Here is a 13,476-nt window from a genome sequence, read left to right as displayed (position 1 = left end):
GGAACTCGTCATACCCGCGCAGGGATGCTCGGTACGCTTCGACGAGAAGCGCCGCATCCTCGCCCGGAGGCTGGCGCTTCACATCAAACGTCCCTGACCCAGAAAAAGAAGAGATCGATCATGAAGTTCGAACCCCTCGCCAGATCGTTGATCGCGACGGCACTGATTGTCGCGTATTCCCCCACATTCGCCGCGTCACAAGCCCCGGTCGCTGCCGAAAACGGCATGGTCGTGACGGCTCAGCACCTGGCTACCCACGTGGGTGTCGATGTACTCAAGGCTGGCGGTAATGCGGTCGATGCGGCCGTAGCGGTTGGCTACGCGCTGGCAGTGGTCTATCCCGCTGCCGGCAACCTCGGTGGTGGCGGCTTCATGACCATCCAGCTGGCCGACGGGCGCAAGACCTTCCTCGACTTCCGTGAAAAGGCACCGTTGGCGGCCACTGCCGACATGTACCTGGACAAGGACGGCAAGGTTATCCCTGATCTGAGTGCCAAGGGCCATCTGGCCGTCGGCGTGCCTGGTACCGTGTCCGGTATGGAAATGGCCCTGAGCAAGTACGGCACCCGCAAGCGTGAAGAAGTCATCGCTCCGGCGATCAAGCTCGCCGAGGAAGGTTTTGTGCTGGGGCAGGGCGATGTCGACATGCTGTCGAGCGCCACCGATGTGTTCAAGGCGGACATGGCCGATTCCGGTTCGATCTTCCTCGACAAGGGCGAGCCGATGCAGGTCGGTCAGAAGCTGGTGCAGAAAGACTTGGCCAAGACCCTCAAGGAAGTGTCCGAGAAGGGCAGCGACGGTTTCTACAAGGGCTGGGTTGCCAAGGCGCTGGTCGATTCCAGTCAGGCTGGCAAGGGCATCATCACCCAGGCGGACCTTGACCATTACAAGACCCGCGAGCTGGCACCGGTCGAATGTGACTATCGTGGCTACCACGTGGTCTCGGCACCGCCTCCGAGCTCCGGCGGTGTGGTCATCTGCGAGATTCTGAACATCCTCGAAGGCTACCCGATGAAAGAGCTGGGCTTCCGCTCGGCGCAGGGTATGCATTATCAGATCGAGGCCATGCGGCACGCCTACGCGGACCGCAACAGCTACCTGGGCGACCCGGACTTCGTCAAGAATCCGGTCGAGCACCTGCTGGACGTCAAGTATGCAGCCAAGCTGCGCGCTGCCATCGAGCCGCAGAAGGCCGGTGACTCGAACAAGATCAAACCGGGCGTCGCGCCCCATGAAGGCAGCAACACCACCCACTACTCGATTGTCGACAAATGGGGCAATGCGGTGTCGGTGACCTACACCCTGAACAACTGGTTTGGCGCGGGCGTCATGGCCAGCAAGACCGGCGTGATCCTCAACGACGAAATGGATGACTTCACCGTCAAGGTCGGCGTGCCCAACATGTATGGACTGGTGCAGGGCGAAGCCAACGCCATCGCGCCGGGCAAGACGCCGCTGTCGTCGATGAGCCCGACCATTGTCACCAAGGACGGCAAGGCAGTTATGGTCGTCGGCACGCCGGGCGGCAGTCGCATAATTACCGCCACGCTGCTGACCATGCTCAACGTCATCGACTACGGCATGAACATTCAGGAGGCGGTGGACGCGCCGCGTTTCCACCAGCAATGGCAGCCTGAGGAAACCAACATCGATACCTTCGCGGTCAGCCCTGACACGCTGAAGATTCTCGAGAGCTGGGGGCAAAAGTTCGCAGGTCCGCAGCCGCTCAATCATGTGGCGGCAATTCTGGTGGGCGCGCCTTCGCTGGGTGGCAAGCCGGTCGGTAACAACCGCTTCTACGGCGCCAACGACCCGCGTCGCAACACCGGGTTGTCGCTGGGCTACTGAGTCACGCTACTGATCACGCCACGGCCCTGAGCTTCAGGGTCGTGGCGTTTTGCTTTCCGGCGTCTGCTCAGTTGCGCACCCAGCGCTGCCGGCTCCAGCCGCTCAATGCGTCGACGGCGAACACCAGTACCAGCATCGCCAGAATCACGGTGCTGGCCTGCGCTTCCTGAAACAGACTGAGGCTGACGTACAGCATCTGCCCCAGACCGCCCGCGCCGACAAAACCCAGCACGCTGGCCATACGAATGTTGTTTTCCCAGCGATACAGCGTATACGCCAGCAGCTGTGGCCAGAGGTTGGGCAGGGTGCCGTAGCTGAACGCCTGCCAGGCGCTGCCGCCCTGCAGGCGAATCGCTGCAGCGGGTTGCGGCGCGGTATTTTCCAGCGCCTCGGCAAACAGACGGCCCAGAACGCCCGTGGTGTGCAGTGCCAGTGCCAGCGTGCCAGCATTGGGGCCGAGCCCGGCAGCCAGCACCATCAATACGGCCCACACCAGTTCCGGAATGGCGCGCAGCGCATTGAGCAGCAGGCGACTCATGCTGCGCAGGAGCCAACCGAAGCGCCCGGCAGCGGGCAGTGCCAGGAGCAAACCTGCAATGGCGGCCAACAATGTGCCGAGCGCAGACATTGCCAGGGTTTCCAGAGCGCCCTGGCCGATTGCCTGCAGATGAGTGCTGCTCAGGTCCGGGCTCATGAAGCGCAATGCGTAACGGCCCATCTGCGTCAGGTTGTCGTGACTGCCCAGGGTGAACAGGTCGAGGCCGAGGTACACAAACGATGCGACCACGGCCGCAATTATCGTCAGCACGACCAACAGGTTGCCCGCGCGCTTCATGTGAACTGCCTGCGCAGCAAACGGCTGAGCTGGTCGGCGAGCAGCACCAGCAGCAGGAAGGTCAGCAGCATGCTCGCCACTTCGTCACCGGCGAACATGCGCATCGATAGGTCGATCTGCTGACCTAGCCCGCCTGCGCCGACGAAGCCCATGACCACCGAGGCGCGCACGGCGCACTCCCAGCGGTACACAGTGTAGGAAGTCAGTTCGGCTGCCGCATTGGGCAGGATGCCGTAAGCCAGCGCGGCCAAGCGACCGCTGCCTGCCTGGAGCAGCGCGTGGGCCGGGCGCTGGTCCACCGATTCGAAAATCTCGGCGTACACCTTGCCGAGCATGCCTGCATAGGTGATGGCGATGGCCAGCACGCCCGCCGTCGGGCCCAGGCCGACCGCGCGCACGAACAACAGCGCCCAGACTATTTCCGGCACGCTGCGCAGGAAGATCAGCACCCCGCGTACCGGCCAGCGCAGGCATTGGCCGAGCCAGCCGGGGCGGCCGCCACGTGAGGCGGCCGACAGCGACAATGCCTGGCTGGCGAGCAGGCTTGCCGGTACGGCCAGCAGCAAGGCAAGGGCAATGCCGGCGGTGGCAATCGCCAGGGTTTGCAGCGTCGCATCCAGCAGCAGCCCGAGGAATTCCGCAGAGTGCGCCACCGGCCAGAACCCGGCGAGAAAACTGCCCATCGTCCGCGCATTATCGGCTTGCAGCAGCACCAGCGGATTCAGTTCGGCCAGGCGGATGCCCGGCCAGAGCAGGGCCACCGCCAGTAGTGTCAGCAACAAGCGTGGCGTTGCCGCCGGGTCGCGCTGATCCCGACTCAGCATCGCGGTGTCCAGCGTGTCTCAGTCGCATCCGAAACCAGCTGAGGGCTGAGTTGTTCGTTGGCATACAGCGTGTCGAGATGCTCCCGGCCGACCTCGCTGGCGGTGAGGTCGAAGTGAATTCGCCCGTCGCGCACCCCGATGACGCGCGGAAAATGCGCCAGCGCCAGTTCCACCGCATGCAGGCTGGCGACCAGCGTCACGTTGTGCTCGATGGCGTGCTGACACAGCAGCGCCAGGGTGTGATCGGCGAGGCGCGGGTCCATCGCCGAAACCGGCTCGTCGGCCAGCAGCAGTTCGGGTTGCTGATACAGGGCACGGGCAATGCCGACACGTTGCAGCTGTCCGCCGGACAACTGCTGGCAACGCTCGAACAATTTGTCCGCCAGGTCCAGACGTGCCAGCACCTCGCGGGCGCCGCCGATGTCGAGTGGATGCAGCAGGTTCAGCAGGCTTTTGCCCAGCCCCCACTGACCAAGCCTGCCCGCCGACACCGCAGTCACCACCCGCTGGCGCGCCGGCAACGGCGGTGCCTGATGAATCAGCGCAATGCGGCTGCGCAGGCGCTGGCGTCGTTTGCTGGAGAGCTGCCAGGGATCAGTCCCCAGCACCTGCAGTTGTCCGGCACTGGGCGGCAGAGCGCTGGCCAGCAGGTTGAGCAGCGTGGTCTTGCCTGCACCGGACGGCCCGATGATCGCCACTCGCTCGCCCCGATCGATGCTCAGGTCCAGGCCACGCAACGCCAGCGTGCCGTCGCTGTGGCGCAGCTCGATGCCGGACAGACGCAGGGTCATTTCAGCAGGTCGGCAGCGCGTGCGGCTTCTTCGATGCCCTTGTAGTTCTCTGGCTTGGTCTCGATGAAGCGGCTGGCGGCCTGAAGATCGAGGATCGCCTTCTGCTCCGGGTTGGCCGGGTCGAGGTCGAGGAAAGCCTGTTTGATCTTCGCTGCCAGTGCCGGGTCGAGGCTGCCGCGCACGGTCCAGTTGTAGTCGAAGTAAGTAGGCGTGGTCTGGAAGACATGAACCTTGTTGGTGTCGACCTTGCCGCTGGCGACCAGTTTGTCCCAGACGCTGGCGTTGAGCACGCCTGCATCGACCTTGCCCGCCTGAACCCATGCGGCGGTTGCGTCATGCGCACCGGAATAGGCGACGCGGCTGAAGAACGTTTCCGGCTTGATGTTTTCCTTGAGCATGAAATAACGCGGCATCAGGCTGCCGGATGTCGACGACACCGAGCCGAAGGCAAACGTCTTGCCCTTGAGGTCCGCCAGGGTTGTCACGTTCGGATCGGAGGTGATGAATTTGCTGGTGAACTTGGCGTCCTGCTCACGCTGTACCAGTGGCACTGCATTACCGGTCTTGAGGTTGACCTGCACGAAGGTAAAGCCGCCCAGCCAGGCCATGTCGAGCCGGTCAGTGGCCAGCGCTTCGACCACTGCCGGGTAATCCGCGACCGGGACGAACTCGACCTTCATGCCCAGCCGTTGCTCCAGATAGGCACCCAGCGGCTTGAACTTGCGCAGCAGTTCGGTGGGCGCTTCGTCGGGAATGGCCGAGACGCGCAGGGTATCGGCAGCGTGGCTGGTCAGGGCGGAGAAGGACAGGGCAAGGCCGGCGGCGAGCGCCAGGGTACGCTTGAGCATGGAGGTTCTCCGGTTCAATAGCGGAAAAAGGATAGCGTGAAGCCCGCGTGCACGAGCAGGCGGGGCTTCACAGGATTCGGTGCTGATGCGCGGGGATTATAAGAGGCATGGCGAGAAAGGCCAGTTCGGCAGATTCACCTTACGAATGCACAACCGGCGCACGACGCGGTTTGCGCTGATAAGGGATCAGCCCCTAGACTCCACAGCCTGTTTCCCGGTAACCGAGAGTGTCGCGATGAATGAGCCAATCCGCCTGACCCAGTACAGTCACGGAGCAGGGTGTGGCTGCAAGATTTCCCCCAAGGTGCTGGACGTGATCCTCGCTGGCAGCGGCGCTCAGAACCTTGACCCCAGGCTCTGGGTTGGCAATGCCTCGCGTGATGACGCGGCAGTCTATGCGCTGGATGACGAACGCGGCGTGGTCTCGACCACGGACTTCTTCATGCCCATCGTCGATGATCCGTTCGACTTCGGCCGTATCGCCGCGACCAATGCCATCAGCGACATCTATGCGATGGGCGGCGACCCGCTGATGGCCATCGCCATTCTCGGCTGGCCGGTCAATATCCTGCCACCCGAAGTGGCGCGTGAAGTCATTCGCGGTGGCCGTGCCGTCTGCGACGCTGCCGGTATCCCGCTGGCAGGCGGGCATTCCATCGATGCGCCGGAGCCGATCTTCGGTCTGGCGGTGACCGGCGTGGTGCAGAAAAAGCACATGAAACGCAACGACACTGCCCTGGCGGGGAGCACCCTGTACCTGACCAAGCCCCTGGGCATCGGCATCCTCACCACGGCTGAGAAAAAATCCAAGTTGCGCGATGAGGACATCGGTCTGGCGCGTGACTGGATGTGCACCCTGAACAAGCCGGGCAGCCGTTTCGGCAAGCTGGACGGCGTGCAGGCAATGACCGATGTCACCGGCTTCGGTCTGCTCGGGCATCTGGTTGAAATGGCTGACGGTGCAGGTCTGACCGCACGTCTGGACTACGCGGCTGTACCGCGTCTGCCCGGCGTCGAGCATTACATTGCCGAGGGCTGTGTGCCGGGCGGCACATTGCGCAATTTTGAAAGTTACGGCGACAGGATCGGCGCGCTGAGCGATGCCCAGCGTGACCTGTTGTGTGACCCGCAGACCAGCGGTGGTCTGCTGGTCGCGGTCAGCCCTGAAGGTGAAGCCGAGTTTCTGATCGTGGCCGCCGAGCTGGGGCTGCTGCTCAACCCTATCGGCACCCTGCGCGAGCGACAGACCCACGCCGTCGAGGTGTTCTGATGGCCGACAATAGCAGCGACTACCGCGCACTGTTTCTCAACGACGTGCCGATGATGGACGCTCGCGCTCCGGTAGAGTTTTCCAAGGGGGCTTTCCCTGGTGTGATCAACCTGCCGCTGATGAATGACCTTGAGCGGCAAAAGGTCGGCACCTGCTACAAGCAGCGCGGCCAGGACGCCGCTATCCAGCTCGGGCATCAACTGGTCTGCGGTCAGGTCAAGGATGAACGCGTCAATGCATGGATCGAGTTCGCCAGAGCGAATCCGCAGGGCTATCTGTACTGCTTTCGCGGCGGGTTGCGCTCGCAGACCGTGCAGCGCTGGCTGAAGGAGGCCGGGGTCGACTACCCGCGCGTTCTTGGCGGCTACAAGGCGATGCGCACGTTCCTGCTGGATACCCTGCACGAGGCGGTAACCGAGTGTGAGATCGTCGTGCTCGGCGGGATGACCGGCACGGGCAAGACCGAAGTATTGACGCAACTGCGCAATAGCGTGGACCTGGAAGGCATCGCCAATCACCGCGGCTCCAGCTTCGGCAAGCGTGCCACCGGGCAGCCGGCACAGATCGACTTCGAGAATCGCTTGGCCATCGACCTGCTCAAGAAGCGCGCAGCCGGTATCGAACAATTCGTCGTGGAAGATGAAAGCCGTCTGGTCGGGAGTTGCAACGTGCCCCTGGAACTGCACCAGGCCATGCAAGGCTGCGCGATGGTCTGGCTGGAAGACAGCTTCGAGAATCGCGTCGAGCGCATTCTCGATGACTACGTGATCAACCTCTGCGCAGAGTTCATCACCGTCAAGGGCGAAGAGCAGGGCTTTGGCCTGTTTGCCGAGCGTCTGTTGCAAAGCCTGAACAACATTCACAAACGCCTGGGCGGCGAGCGTCACCAGCGCCTGTCGGGTCTTATGCAGGCGGCGCTGGAAGAACAGCAGTGCAACGGTGCGGTTGACCTGCACCGCGGCTGGATCGAAGGCCTGCTCGGCGAATATTACGACCCGATGTACGCTTACCAGCGCGAACACAAAGCGGCACGTATCGAATTTGCAGGTCATCAAGTGGAAGTGCTGGCCTACCTGCGCGAGCGCTCTGAGCAACGTTAAGTCTCGACCTCTATACATCTGGCAAGGGATGCCATGCACTCGATTCTCGACTTCTATCAAACGCTGGGCTGGGGCCTTTTGGCCCTGGTGATCGGCACCTTTCTGCTGGCCGGAACGGTCAAGGGTGTGATCGGCCTGGGCTTGCCCACGGTAGCAATGGGGTTGCTGGGGCTGGCCATGCTGCCTGCGCAGGCTGCGGCGTTGCTGATCATCCCGTCGACGTTCACCAACGTCTGGCAGCTGGCGACGGGTGGCAATCTACGGCCTTTGCTGAAGCGGCTATGGCCGATGCTGAGCATGATTTTCATCGGCACGCTGGCCGGGGCGTTCTGGCTGGGCATGAGTGGCAGCCACTCAATGGCCCGGGCGCTGGGTGGCGCGTTGTTTCTTTACGCGCTGAGCGGGCTGTTCCTGCCAACCTTCAAGGTTGCCGCCGCTGCCGAGCGCTGGCTGGGTCCGCTGTGCGGCCTGATCACCGGGGTGATCGCTTCGGCAACCGGGGTGTTCGTGATTCCTGTGGTGCCTTATTTGCAGGCACTGGGGCTTGAGCGCGACCAACTGGTTCAGGCGCTGGGGTTGTCTTTCACTGTCTCGACGCTGGCGCTGGCGGCGGGTCTGTCGTGGAACGGCGCGCTGGGCGGCGCAGAGCTGGGCGCATCTACGCTGGCGCTGATTCCGGCCTTGTTGGGCATGCTGCTGGGGCAATGGCTGCGCCAGCGAATCAGCGCGGTGCTGTTCAAGCGTGTGTTCTTCATCGGCATGGGCCTGTTGGGGCTGCACCTGCTGATAAAGGGTTGAGCCTGACGGGATAAACCTGTCTTCTTCTGTTCACGCATTTCGCTCAATAGTCTTCACGCCATTCGTGACTGGGCAGCAAGAGTATTTTGCCCTTCGCTGTCTTACTCATGAGCGCGCATCTCTTTACTCTCGGCTCATCCATTAATCACCTCCACCTCAGCCTCAAGAAGGGCGGGGTCGGGTTGCGAGAGTTCAGCCATGAAAAAAGTAGTGTTCCTCAACGGCGGTAAACAGTTTGCGCACTCGGAAGGCCGCTATAACGCGACCCTGCATGAGGCGGGCGTAGCGTTCATGGACCGCGCCGGTTTCGATGTGAAGCAAACCTTCATTGACGGCGGCTACGACGTGGTCGAGGAAGTGCAGAAGTTTCTCTGGGCCGATGTCATCGTCTGGCAGATGCCTGGCTGGTGGATGGGTGCGCCCTGGACCGTCAAGAAATACATCGATGAAGTGTTCACCGAGGGCCACGGCAGCCTGTATGCCAACGACGGCCGTACCCGTTCGGATGCATCGCAGACATATGGCAGCGGCGGCTTGCTGCATGGCAGGCAGTACATGATTTCGGCAACCTGGAATGCGCCGCAGAAAGCCTTCGATGACCCGTCCGATTTCTTCGAAGCCAAAGGTGTCGACGCGGTCTACTTTCCGTTTTACAAGGCCAACGAGTTTCTGGGCATGACAGGCCTGCCGACGTTTCTGGCAGTGGACGTGATGAAAATGCCCGATATCGAAGCTGACGTGCAGCGTTACCAGGCTCATCTGGCCAAGGTGTTTGGTGTGCAGTGAACACGAACTTTGCACTGAACAGCGCTAATATCCCCTGAGCGTTGAGCAGGGGACAACAATGAAAGCCCGATCCGATGAATTGCAGGTGTTTGTTTCGGTCATCGAAAGCGGTTCGATCTCCGCCGCAGCCGAGAAAATGGGCCAGACGCCCTCAGGTGTCAGCCGCACCCTGTCGCGTCTGGAAGCCAAGCTGGAAACCACGCTGATCAACCGCACCACGCGGCGCATGGACCTGACCGAGGAGGGCAAGTTCTTTCTGGAGCGTGCCCGTCACATCCTGGAGCAGATGGAAAGCCTCGAAGAACGGCTCTCCTTATCCAGGCAGACACCCGCCGGGCGCTTGCGTATCAATGCCGCGTCACCGTTCATGTTGCACTCCATCGTGCCGCATGTGGCGGAGTTTCGTCAGCGTTATCCGGATATCGAGCTGGAGCTCAACAGCGATGACTGGTTCATCGACCTGCTTGAGCAGAGCACCGATATCGCGATCCGTATCGGTGCGTTGTCCGACTCGACCCTGCATGCCCGCTCGCTGGGCAGTTGCCTGCTGAATATCGTGGCCAGCCCGGCTTACCTGCAGCGCCACGGCAGGCCCAAAACTGCAGAGGATCTGGCGCAGCACGTGCTGTTGGGGTTCACCCATGTGGAGGTCCTCAACCAGTGGCCGTTACGCCATGCCGGGGGCGACCGCCTGCCGATCAAGCCCTCCATATCTGCATCCAGCGGCGACACCTTGCGTCACTTGGTGCTGGAAGGCGTGGGTATCGCCTGCCTGTCCGATTTCATGACCTGTGATGACCTGCGCGAGGGGCGGATGGTCTGTCTGTTGAAGGAAGCCAACAGCGGCTACCGCCAGCCGATCCACGCGGTGTATTACCGCAACTCTCGACTGGCATTGAGGATTCAGTGTTTTCTGGACTTCATGCAGGAGAAGCTTGAGGGCTACGCACGCTGAGGCCTGGAGTGCGCGCTCGGCAGTTAATTGTCTTTCACGCAGGCAATAAAAAGCCCGTCACGCTGGACGGGCTTTTTACCGAGTGGCTGTCAGTGCGTGCGGGCGACTGCAAACTCGCTCAGTTCGACCAGTGCGTCGCGGTACTCGCTGGGCGGCAGCGCGTCCAGGCAGGCAATGGCGCGGGCCGCGTAGTCGCGGGCCAGCTGTGCGGTGTAATCGAGGGCACCGGCGCTTTCCACGGCATTGCGGATGCTTTCCAGATCTTCCAGGCCACCTTTCTGGATCGCCTGGCGAACCAGCGCGGCCTGTTCCGGGCTGCCTTCACGCATGGTGTAGATCAGCGGCAGGGTCGGCTTGCCTTCTGCGAGATCGTCACCGACGTTCTTGCCCAGCGTCTCGGCATCGCCGCGGTAGTCCAGCAGGTCATCCACCAGCTGGAAGGCCACACCCAGGTGATCGCCGAACGTGCGCAGTGCTTCGCTCTGTGCCTCGGAGGCGTTGCACAGGGCCGCGGCGCTGTGGGTCGAGGCTTCGAACAGCATGGCTGTCTTGCCGCGAATCACTTCCATATAGGTTTCTTCGGTGGTGCTGGCGTCACGAATCTTCGAGAGCTGCAGCACTTCGCCTTCGGCGATGATGCGAGTGGCCTTGGACAGAATCTTCATGACGTCCATCGAGCCCAGTTCGACCATCATTTCGAACGAGCGCGAATAAAGGAAGTCACCCACCAGCACGCTCGGCGCATTGCCCCAGAGTGCGTTGGCGGTGGAACGACCGCGACGCATGCCGGACATGTCGACGACGTCGTCATGCAGCAGGGTCGCGGTGTGCAGGAATTCGATGGTGGCGGCCAGCAGGCGAACGTCATCGCCTTCGCGACCCAGCGCCTTGCCACACAGCAGCACCAGCAACGGGCGCAGGCGCTTGCCACCTGCCGACGTGATGTAATCACCGATTTTCGAGACCAGCGGTACGCGCGACGTCAGTTGCTTTTTGATGATAAGGTCAACGGCACTAAAGTCGTCCGCCACCGCGCGGTAGAAGGCTTGGGGTTGCATCAGCGACAGGTGCTCCGGATAGGTTGCGCCGCATGCTAGGTCGCGGGGTAGAGCGTGTCAAGGTATGACGACCCGCCTCTTGCAACACTCGAATGCCTTGCGTACAATCGCGCACCCTAACTTTCCTGGGCAGCACCTGCCTTACGCAATGCAAACGGGCCGTTCCAGCCCCATGCAGCCATGCCAGCCGATACTCTTCTTATAAAGAGCTGGGTGAGCAGGATTTTCGGAGAAATACCATGTACGCAGTAATTGTTACCGGTGGCAAGCAGTACAAAGTCGCCCCAGGTGAATACCTGAAAATTGAAAAACTGGAAATCGCTACTGGCGAATCCGTCACGTTTGACCGCGTTCTGCTGGTTGGCAATGGCGACGACGTCAATATCGGTGCTCCGGTTGTTGCTGGCGCTACCGTTGTGGCTGAAGTGGTTTCGCAAGGTCGTCACGATAAGGTTCGTATCATCAAGTTCCGTCGTCGTAAGCACCACATGAAGCGTATGGGCCACCGCCAGTGGTACACCGAGATCAAAATTACAGGTATTCAGGCTTAATTCAGCCTAATCCTCAACTGGAGAATTGACTCATGGCTCACAAAAAAGCTGGTGGTAGTACCCGTAACGGGCGCGACTCAGAAGCCAAACGCCTTGGCGTGAAGATGTATGGCGGCCAGGCTATCATCCCTGGCAACATCATCGTTCGTCAGCGCGGCACCCAATTCCACGCTGGTTACGGCGTTGGTATGGGTAAAGATCACACCCTGTTCGCGAAAGTGGAAGGCGTGATCAAGTTTCAAGTCAAGGGCGCCTTCGGTCGCCGCTACGTGAGCATCGTTCCGAAGACTGAAGTCTCCGCAGCGTAATCACGCAGTAGCTTAAGAGCCCTGTCTTGCGACGGGGCTTTTTTGTTTGTAGAGGTAGAGAGGCAGGTGAGTCTCTTGCAAAACTGTTTGTGCGGGCTGTTGTGATGTTGACCCGTGGGGTCGCTGGTTTCTGATCGGTATCGCAACGCTCATTTTTGCAAGAGTCTTATGTAATTTATGTGGTTCTGCTCGTCCCTGTGGCGGGAGGCGTGCGTTATGAAATTTGTAGATGAAGTATCCATTCGAGTAAAAGCCGGTGACGGCGGCAACGGTTGCATGAGCTTCCGTCGCGAAAAATTCATTGAAAACGGTGGTCCCAACGGCGGTGATGGTGGTGATGGCGGCTCGATCTTCATGGTCGCCGACGTCAACCTGAACACGCTGGTTGACTACCGTTACACCCGCCACTTCGATGCCGAGCGTGGCTCCAACGGTGGCAGCGCCGACTGCACCGGTCGCAAGGGTGAAGAGCTGGTGCTGCGTGTGCCGGTAGGGACCACCATCATCGACGCCACCACCCAGGAAATCATCGGTGACCTGACCAAAGACGGTCAGCGCCTGATGGTTGCCCAGGGCGGCTGGCACGGTCTGGGTAACACCCGATTCAAGTCCAGTACCAACCGCGCTCCGCGCCAGACCACGCCGGGCAAGCCGGGTGATCAGCGTGATCTCAAGCTCGAGCTGAAAGTGTTGGCTGACGTCGGTCTGCTGGGCTTGCCGAATGCGGGCAAGAGCACCTTCATCCGCTCGGTGTCCGCGGCCAAGCCGAAGGTTGCCGACTATCCGTTCACCACGCTGGTGCCGAACCTGGGCGTGGTCAGCGTCGATCGCTGGAAAAGCTTTGTGGTTGCTGACATTCCGGGTCTGATCGAGGGTGCATCCGACGGCGCTGGCCTGGGGATTCGCTTCCTCAAGCACTTGGCGCGTACCCGTCTGTTGCTGCACCTCGTCGACATGGCGCCGCTGGACGAAAGCAGTGCTCCGGATGCTGCCGAAGTGATCGTCAGCGAGCTGGAGAAATTCAGCCCTTCGCTGGCCGAGCGTGATCGCTGGCTGGTGCTGAACAAGTGCGATCAGATTCTCGAAGAGGAGCAGGAAGCGCGCAAGCAGGAGATCGTCGAACGTCTGGAATGGACCGGCCCTGTTTACGTGATCTCTGCAATTGCCAAAGAAGGCACCGAGCAGTTGACCCGCGACATCATGCGTTACCTCGAAGAGCGCAGTCAGCGTATCGCCGAAGAGCCTGGTTACGCCGAAGAGCTGGCCGAGCTTGATCAGCGCATCGAAGATGAAGCCCGTGCCCAGTTGCAGGCACTGGACGATCAGCGTGCCCTGCGTCGCAGTGGCGTGAAGAGCGTGCATGACATCGGTGATGATGACTGGGATGAAGAAGACGTGGACGATGAAGACGGTCCGGAAATCATTTACGTCCGTGACTGATCGCTTGAAGTAAACTTGAACGCCGCTACGATTGTTAGCGGCGTTTTTGTATCCCGAATTTGAA

Annotated in this window: 14 protein-coding genes; 9 read left to right on the top strand and 5 right to left on the bottom strand. The window is 61.1% G+C overall.

Features of this window, described 5'->3' with window-relative positions:
- Positions 1 to 120: 120 nt before the first annotated feature.
- Positions 121 to 1,848 carry a gamma-glutamyltransferase gene (ggt, locus tag JOE33_RS10585; RefSeq protein ID WP_187625622.1) on the top strand — a complete coding sequence of 576 codons (1,728 nt, stop codon included), beginning with the start codon at positions 121 to 123 and terminating at the stop codon, positions 1,846 to 1,848.
- A gap of 67 nt (positions 1,849 to 1,915) precedes the next feature.
- On the opposite strand, the gene phnE is transcribed toward ggt, so the two are convergent.
- From phnE to JOE33_RS10565, 4 genes are read right to left on the bottom strand one after another with little or no spacing between them, the layout of a single operon-like run.
- The gene (phnE, locus tag JOE33_RS10580; RefSeq protein ID WP_187625623.1) at positions 1,916 to 2,683 is read right to left on the bottom strand and encodes a phosphonate ABC transporter, permease protein PhnE; all 768 of its coding nucleotides are present in this window, start codon (positions 2,681 to 2,683) and stop codon (positions 1,916 to 1,918) included.
- Complete coding sequence (locus JOE33_RS10575) at positions 2,680 to 3,507, bottom strand: ABC transporter permease (protein WP_010434147.1); 828 nt, start codon at positions 3,505 to 3,507, stop codon at positions 2,680 to 2,682. Before JOE33_RS10575 ends, phnE begins: the two co-directional genes overlap by 4 nt.
- Positions 3,501 to 4,298, bottom strand: coding sequence for an ATP-binding cassette domain-containing protein (locus tag JOE33_RS10570; protein ID WP_010434148.1), 798 nt, complete (start codon positions 4,296 to 4,298; stop codon positions 3,501 to 3,503). Before JOE33_RS10570 ends, JOE33_RS10575 begins: the two co-directional genes overlap by 7 nt.
- Positions 4,295 to 5,146 (bottom strand): putative selenate ABC transporter substrate-binding protein, encoded by an 852-nt coding sequence (locus tag JOE33_RS10565; protein ID WP_010434149.1) that lies wholly within the window; start codon positions 5,144 to 5,146, stop codon positions 4,295 to 4,297. Before JOE33_RS10565 ends, JOE33_RS10570 begins: the two co-directional genes overlap by 4 nt.
- A 235-nt stretch (positions 5,147 to 5,381) precedes the next feature.
- On the opposite strand from JOE33_RS10565, the gene selD reads away from it, so the two are divergent.
- From selD to JOE33_RS10540, 5 genes are all read left to right on the top strand, one after another.
- Positions 5,382 to 6,416, top strand: coding sequence for a selenide, water dikinase SelD (gene selD, locus JOE33_RS10560; RefSeq protein WP_010434150.1), 1,035 nt, complete (start codon positions 5,382 to 5,384; stop codon positions 6,414 to 6,416).
- Entirely contained in the window at positions 6,416 to 7,516 is a 1,101-nt protein-coding gene (mnmH, locus tag JOE33_RS10555) for a tRNA 2-selenouridine(34) synthase MnmH (RefSeq protein WP_187625624.1), read from the top strand. The genes selD and mnmH overlap by 1 nt, the downstream gene beginning before the upstream one ends.
- Positions 7,517 to 7,549: 33 nt before the next feature.
- Positions 7,550 to 8,314 carry a sulfite exporter TauE/SafE family protein gene (locus tag JOE33_RS10550; RefSeq protein ID WP_187625625.1) on the top strand — a complete coding sequence of 255 codons (765 nt, stop codon included), beginning with the start codon at positions 7,550 to 7,552 and terminating at the stop codon, positions 8,312 to 8,314.
- 198 nt (positions 8,315 to 8,512) lie between these two features.
- Positions 8,513 to 9,100 (top strand): NAD(P)H-dependent oxidoreductase, encoded by a 588-nt coding sequence (locus JOE33_RS10545; RefSeq protein WP_187625626.1) that lies wholly within the window; start codon positions 8,513 to 8,515, stop codon positions 9,098 to 9,100.
- A 58-nt stretch (positions 9,101 to 9,158) separates the two neighbouring features.
- Positions 9,159 to 10,055, top strand: coding sequence for a LysR family transcriptional regulator (locus JOE33_RS10540; protein WP_187625627.1), 897 nt, complete (start codon positions 9,159 to 9,161; stop codon positions 10,053 to 10,055).
- An 89-nt stretch (positions 10,056 to 10,144) separates the two neighbouring features.
- Here JOE33_RS10540 and JOE33_RS10535 read toward each other — a convergent pair whose 3' ends face one another.
- Complete coding sequence (locus JOE33_RS10535; RefSeq protein ID WP_010436744.1) at positions 10,145 to 11,113, bottom strand: polyprenyl synthetase family protein; 969 nt, start codon at positions 11,111 to 11,113, stop codon at positions 10,145 to 10,147.
- 239 nt (positions 11,114 to 11,352) lie between these two features.
- Between JOE33_RS10535 and rplU the strand changes: the two genes are divergently transcribed.
- From rplU to cgtA, 3 genes are all read left to right on the top strand, one after another.
- The gene (rplU, locus tag JOE33_RS10530) at positions 11,353 to 11,664 is read left to right on the top strand and encodes a 50S ribosomal protein L21 (protein WP_002551971.1); all 312 of its coding nucleotides are present in this window, start codon (positions 11,353 to 11,355) and stop codon (positions 11,662 to 11,664) included.
- Between the two features lie 32 nt (positions 11,665 to 11,696).
- Positions 11,697 to 11,972 carry a 50S ribosomal protein L27 gene (gene rpmA / locus JOE33_RS10525; RefSeq protein ID WP_002551972.1) on the top strand — a complete coding sequence of 92 codons (276 nt, stop codon included), beginning with the start codon at positions 11,697 to 11,699 and terminating at the stop codon, positions 11,970 to 11,972.
- A 216-nt stretch (positions 11,973 to 12,188) separates the two neighbouring features.
- Positions 12,189 to 13,412 carry an Obg family GTPase CgtA gene (gene cgtA, locus JOE33_RS10520; protein ID WP_209924070.1) on the top strand — a complete coding sequence of 408 codons (1,224 nt, stop codon included), beginning with the start codon at positions 12,189 to 12,191 and terminating at the stop codon, positions 13,410 to 13,412.
- Positions 13,413 to 13,476: the final 64 nt, after the last annotated feature.

The organism is Pseudomonas sp. PvP027 (genome assembly GCF_017833005.1).
Lineage (GTDB): Bacteria > Pseudomonadota > Gammaproteobacteria > Pseudomonadales > Pseudomonadaceae > Aquipseudomonas > Aquipseudomonas congelans.
The sequence above is the reverse complement of the archived record's forward strand: the minus strand, read 5'-3'. Positions and strand labels throughout refer to the sequence as shown.

Excerpts from the sequence above, each read along its gene's own strand:
- ggt (WP_187625622.1), top strand. The coding sequence starts at position 121 with ATGAAGTTCGAACCCCTCGCCAGATCGTTGATCGCGACGGCACTGATT.
- phnE (WP_187625623.1), bottom strand. The coding sequence starts at position 2,683 with ATGAAGCGCGCGGGCAACCTGTTGGTCGTGCTGACGATAATTGCGGCC.
- JOE33_RS10575 (WP_010434147.1), bottom strand. The coding sequence starts at position 3,507 with ATGCTGAGTCGGGATCAGCGCGACCCGGCGGCAACGCCACGCTTGTTG.
- JOE33_RS10570 (WP_010434148.1), bottom strand. The coding sequence starts at position 4,298 with ATGACCCTGCGTCTGTCCGGCATCGAGCTGCGCCACAGCGACGGCACG.
- JOE33_RS10565 (WP_010434149.1), bottom strand. The coding sequence starts at position 5,146 with ATGCTCAAGCGTACCCTGGCGCTCGCCGCCGGCCTTGCCCTGTCCTTC.
- selD (WP_010434150.1), top strand. The coding sequence starts at position 5,382 with ATGAATGAGCCAATCCGCCTGACCCAGTACAGTCACGGAGCAGGGTGT.
- mnmH (WP_187625624.1), top strand. The coding sequence starts at position 6,416 with ATGGCCGACAATAGCAGCGACTACCGCGCACTGTTTCTCAACGACGTG.
- JOE33_RS10550 (WP_187625625.1), top strand. The coding sequence starts at position 7,550 with ATGCACTCGATTCTCGACTTCTATCAAACGCTGGGCTGGGGCCTTTTG.
- JOE33_RS10545 (WP_187625626.1), top strand. The coding sequence starts at position 8,513 with ATGAAAAAAGTAGTGTTCCTCAACGGCGGTAAACAGTTTGCGCACTCG.
- JOE33_RS10540 (WP_187625627.1), top strand. The coding sequence starts at position 9,159 with ATGAAAGCCCGATCCGATGAATTGCAGGTGTTTGTTTCGGTCATCGAA.
- JOE33_RS10535 (WP_010436744.1), bottom strand. The coding sequence starts at position 11,113 with ATGCAACCCCAAGCCTTCTACCGCGCGGTGGCGGACGACTTTAGTGCC.
- rplU (WP_002551971.1), top strand. The coding sequence starts at position 11,353 with ATGTACGCAGTAATTGTTACCGGTGGCAAGCAGTACAAAGTCGCCCCA.
- rpmA (WP_002551972.1), top strand. The coding sequence starts at position 11,697 with ATGGCTCACAAAAAAGCTGGTGGTAGTACCCGTAACGGGCGCGACTCA.
- cgtA (WP_209924070.1), top strand. The coding sequence starts at position 12,189 with ATGAAATTTGTAGATGAAGTATCCATTCGAGTAAAAGCCGGTGACGGC.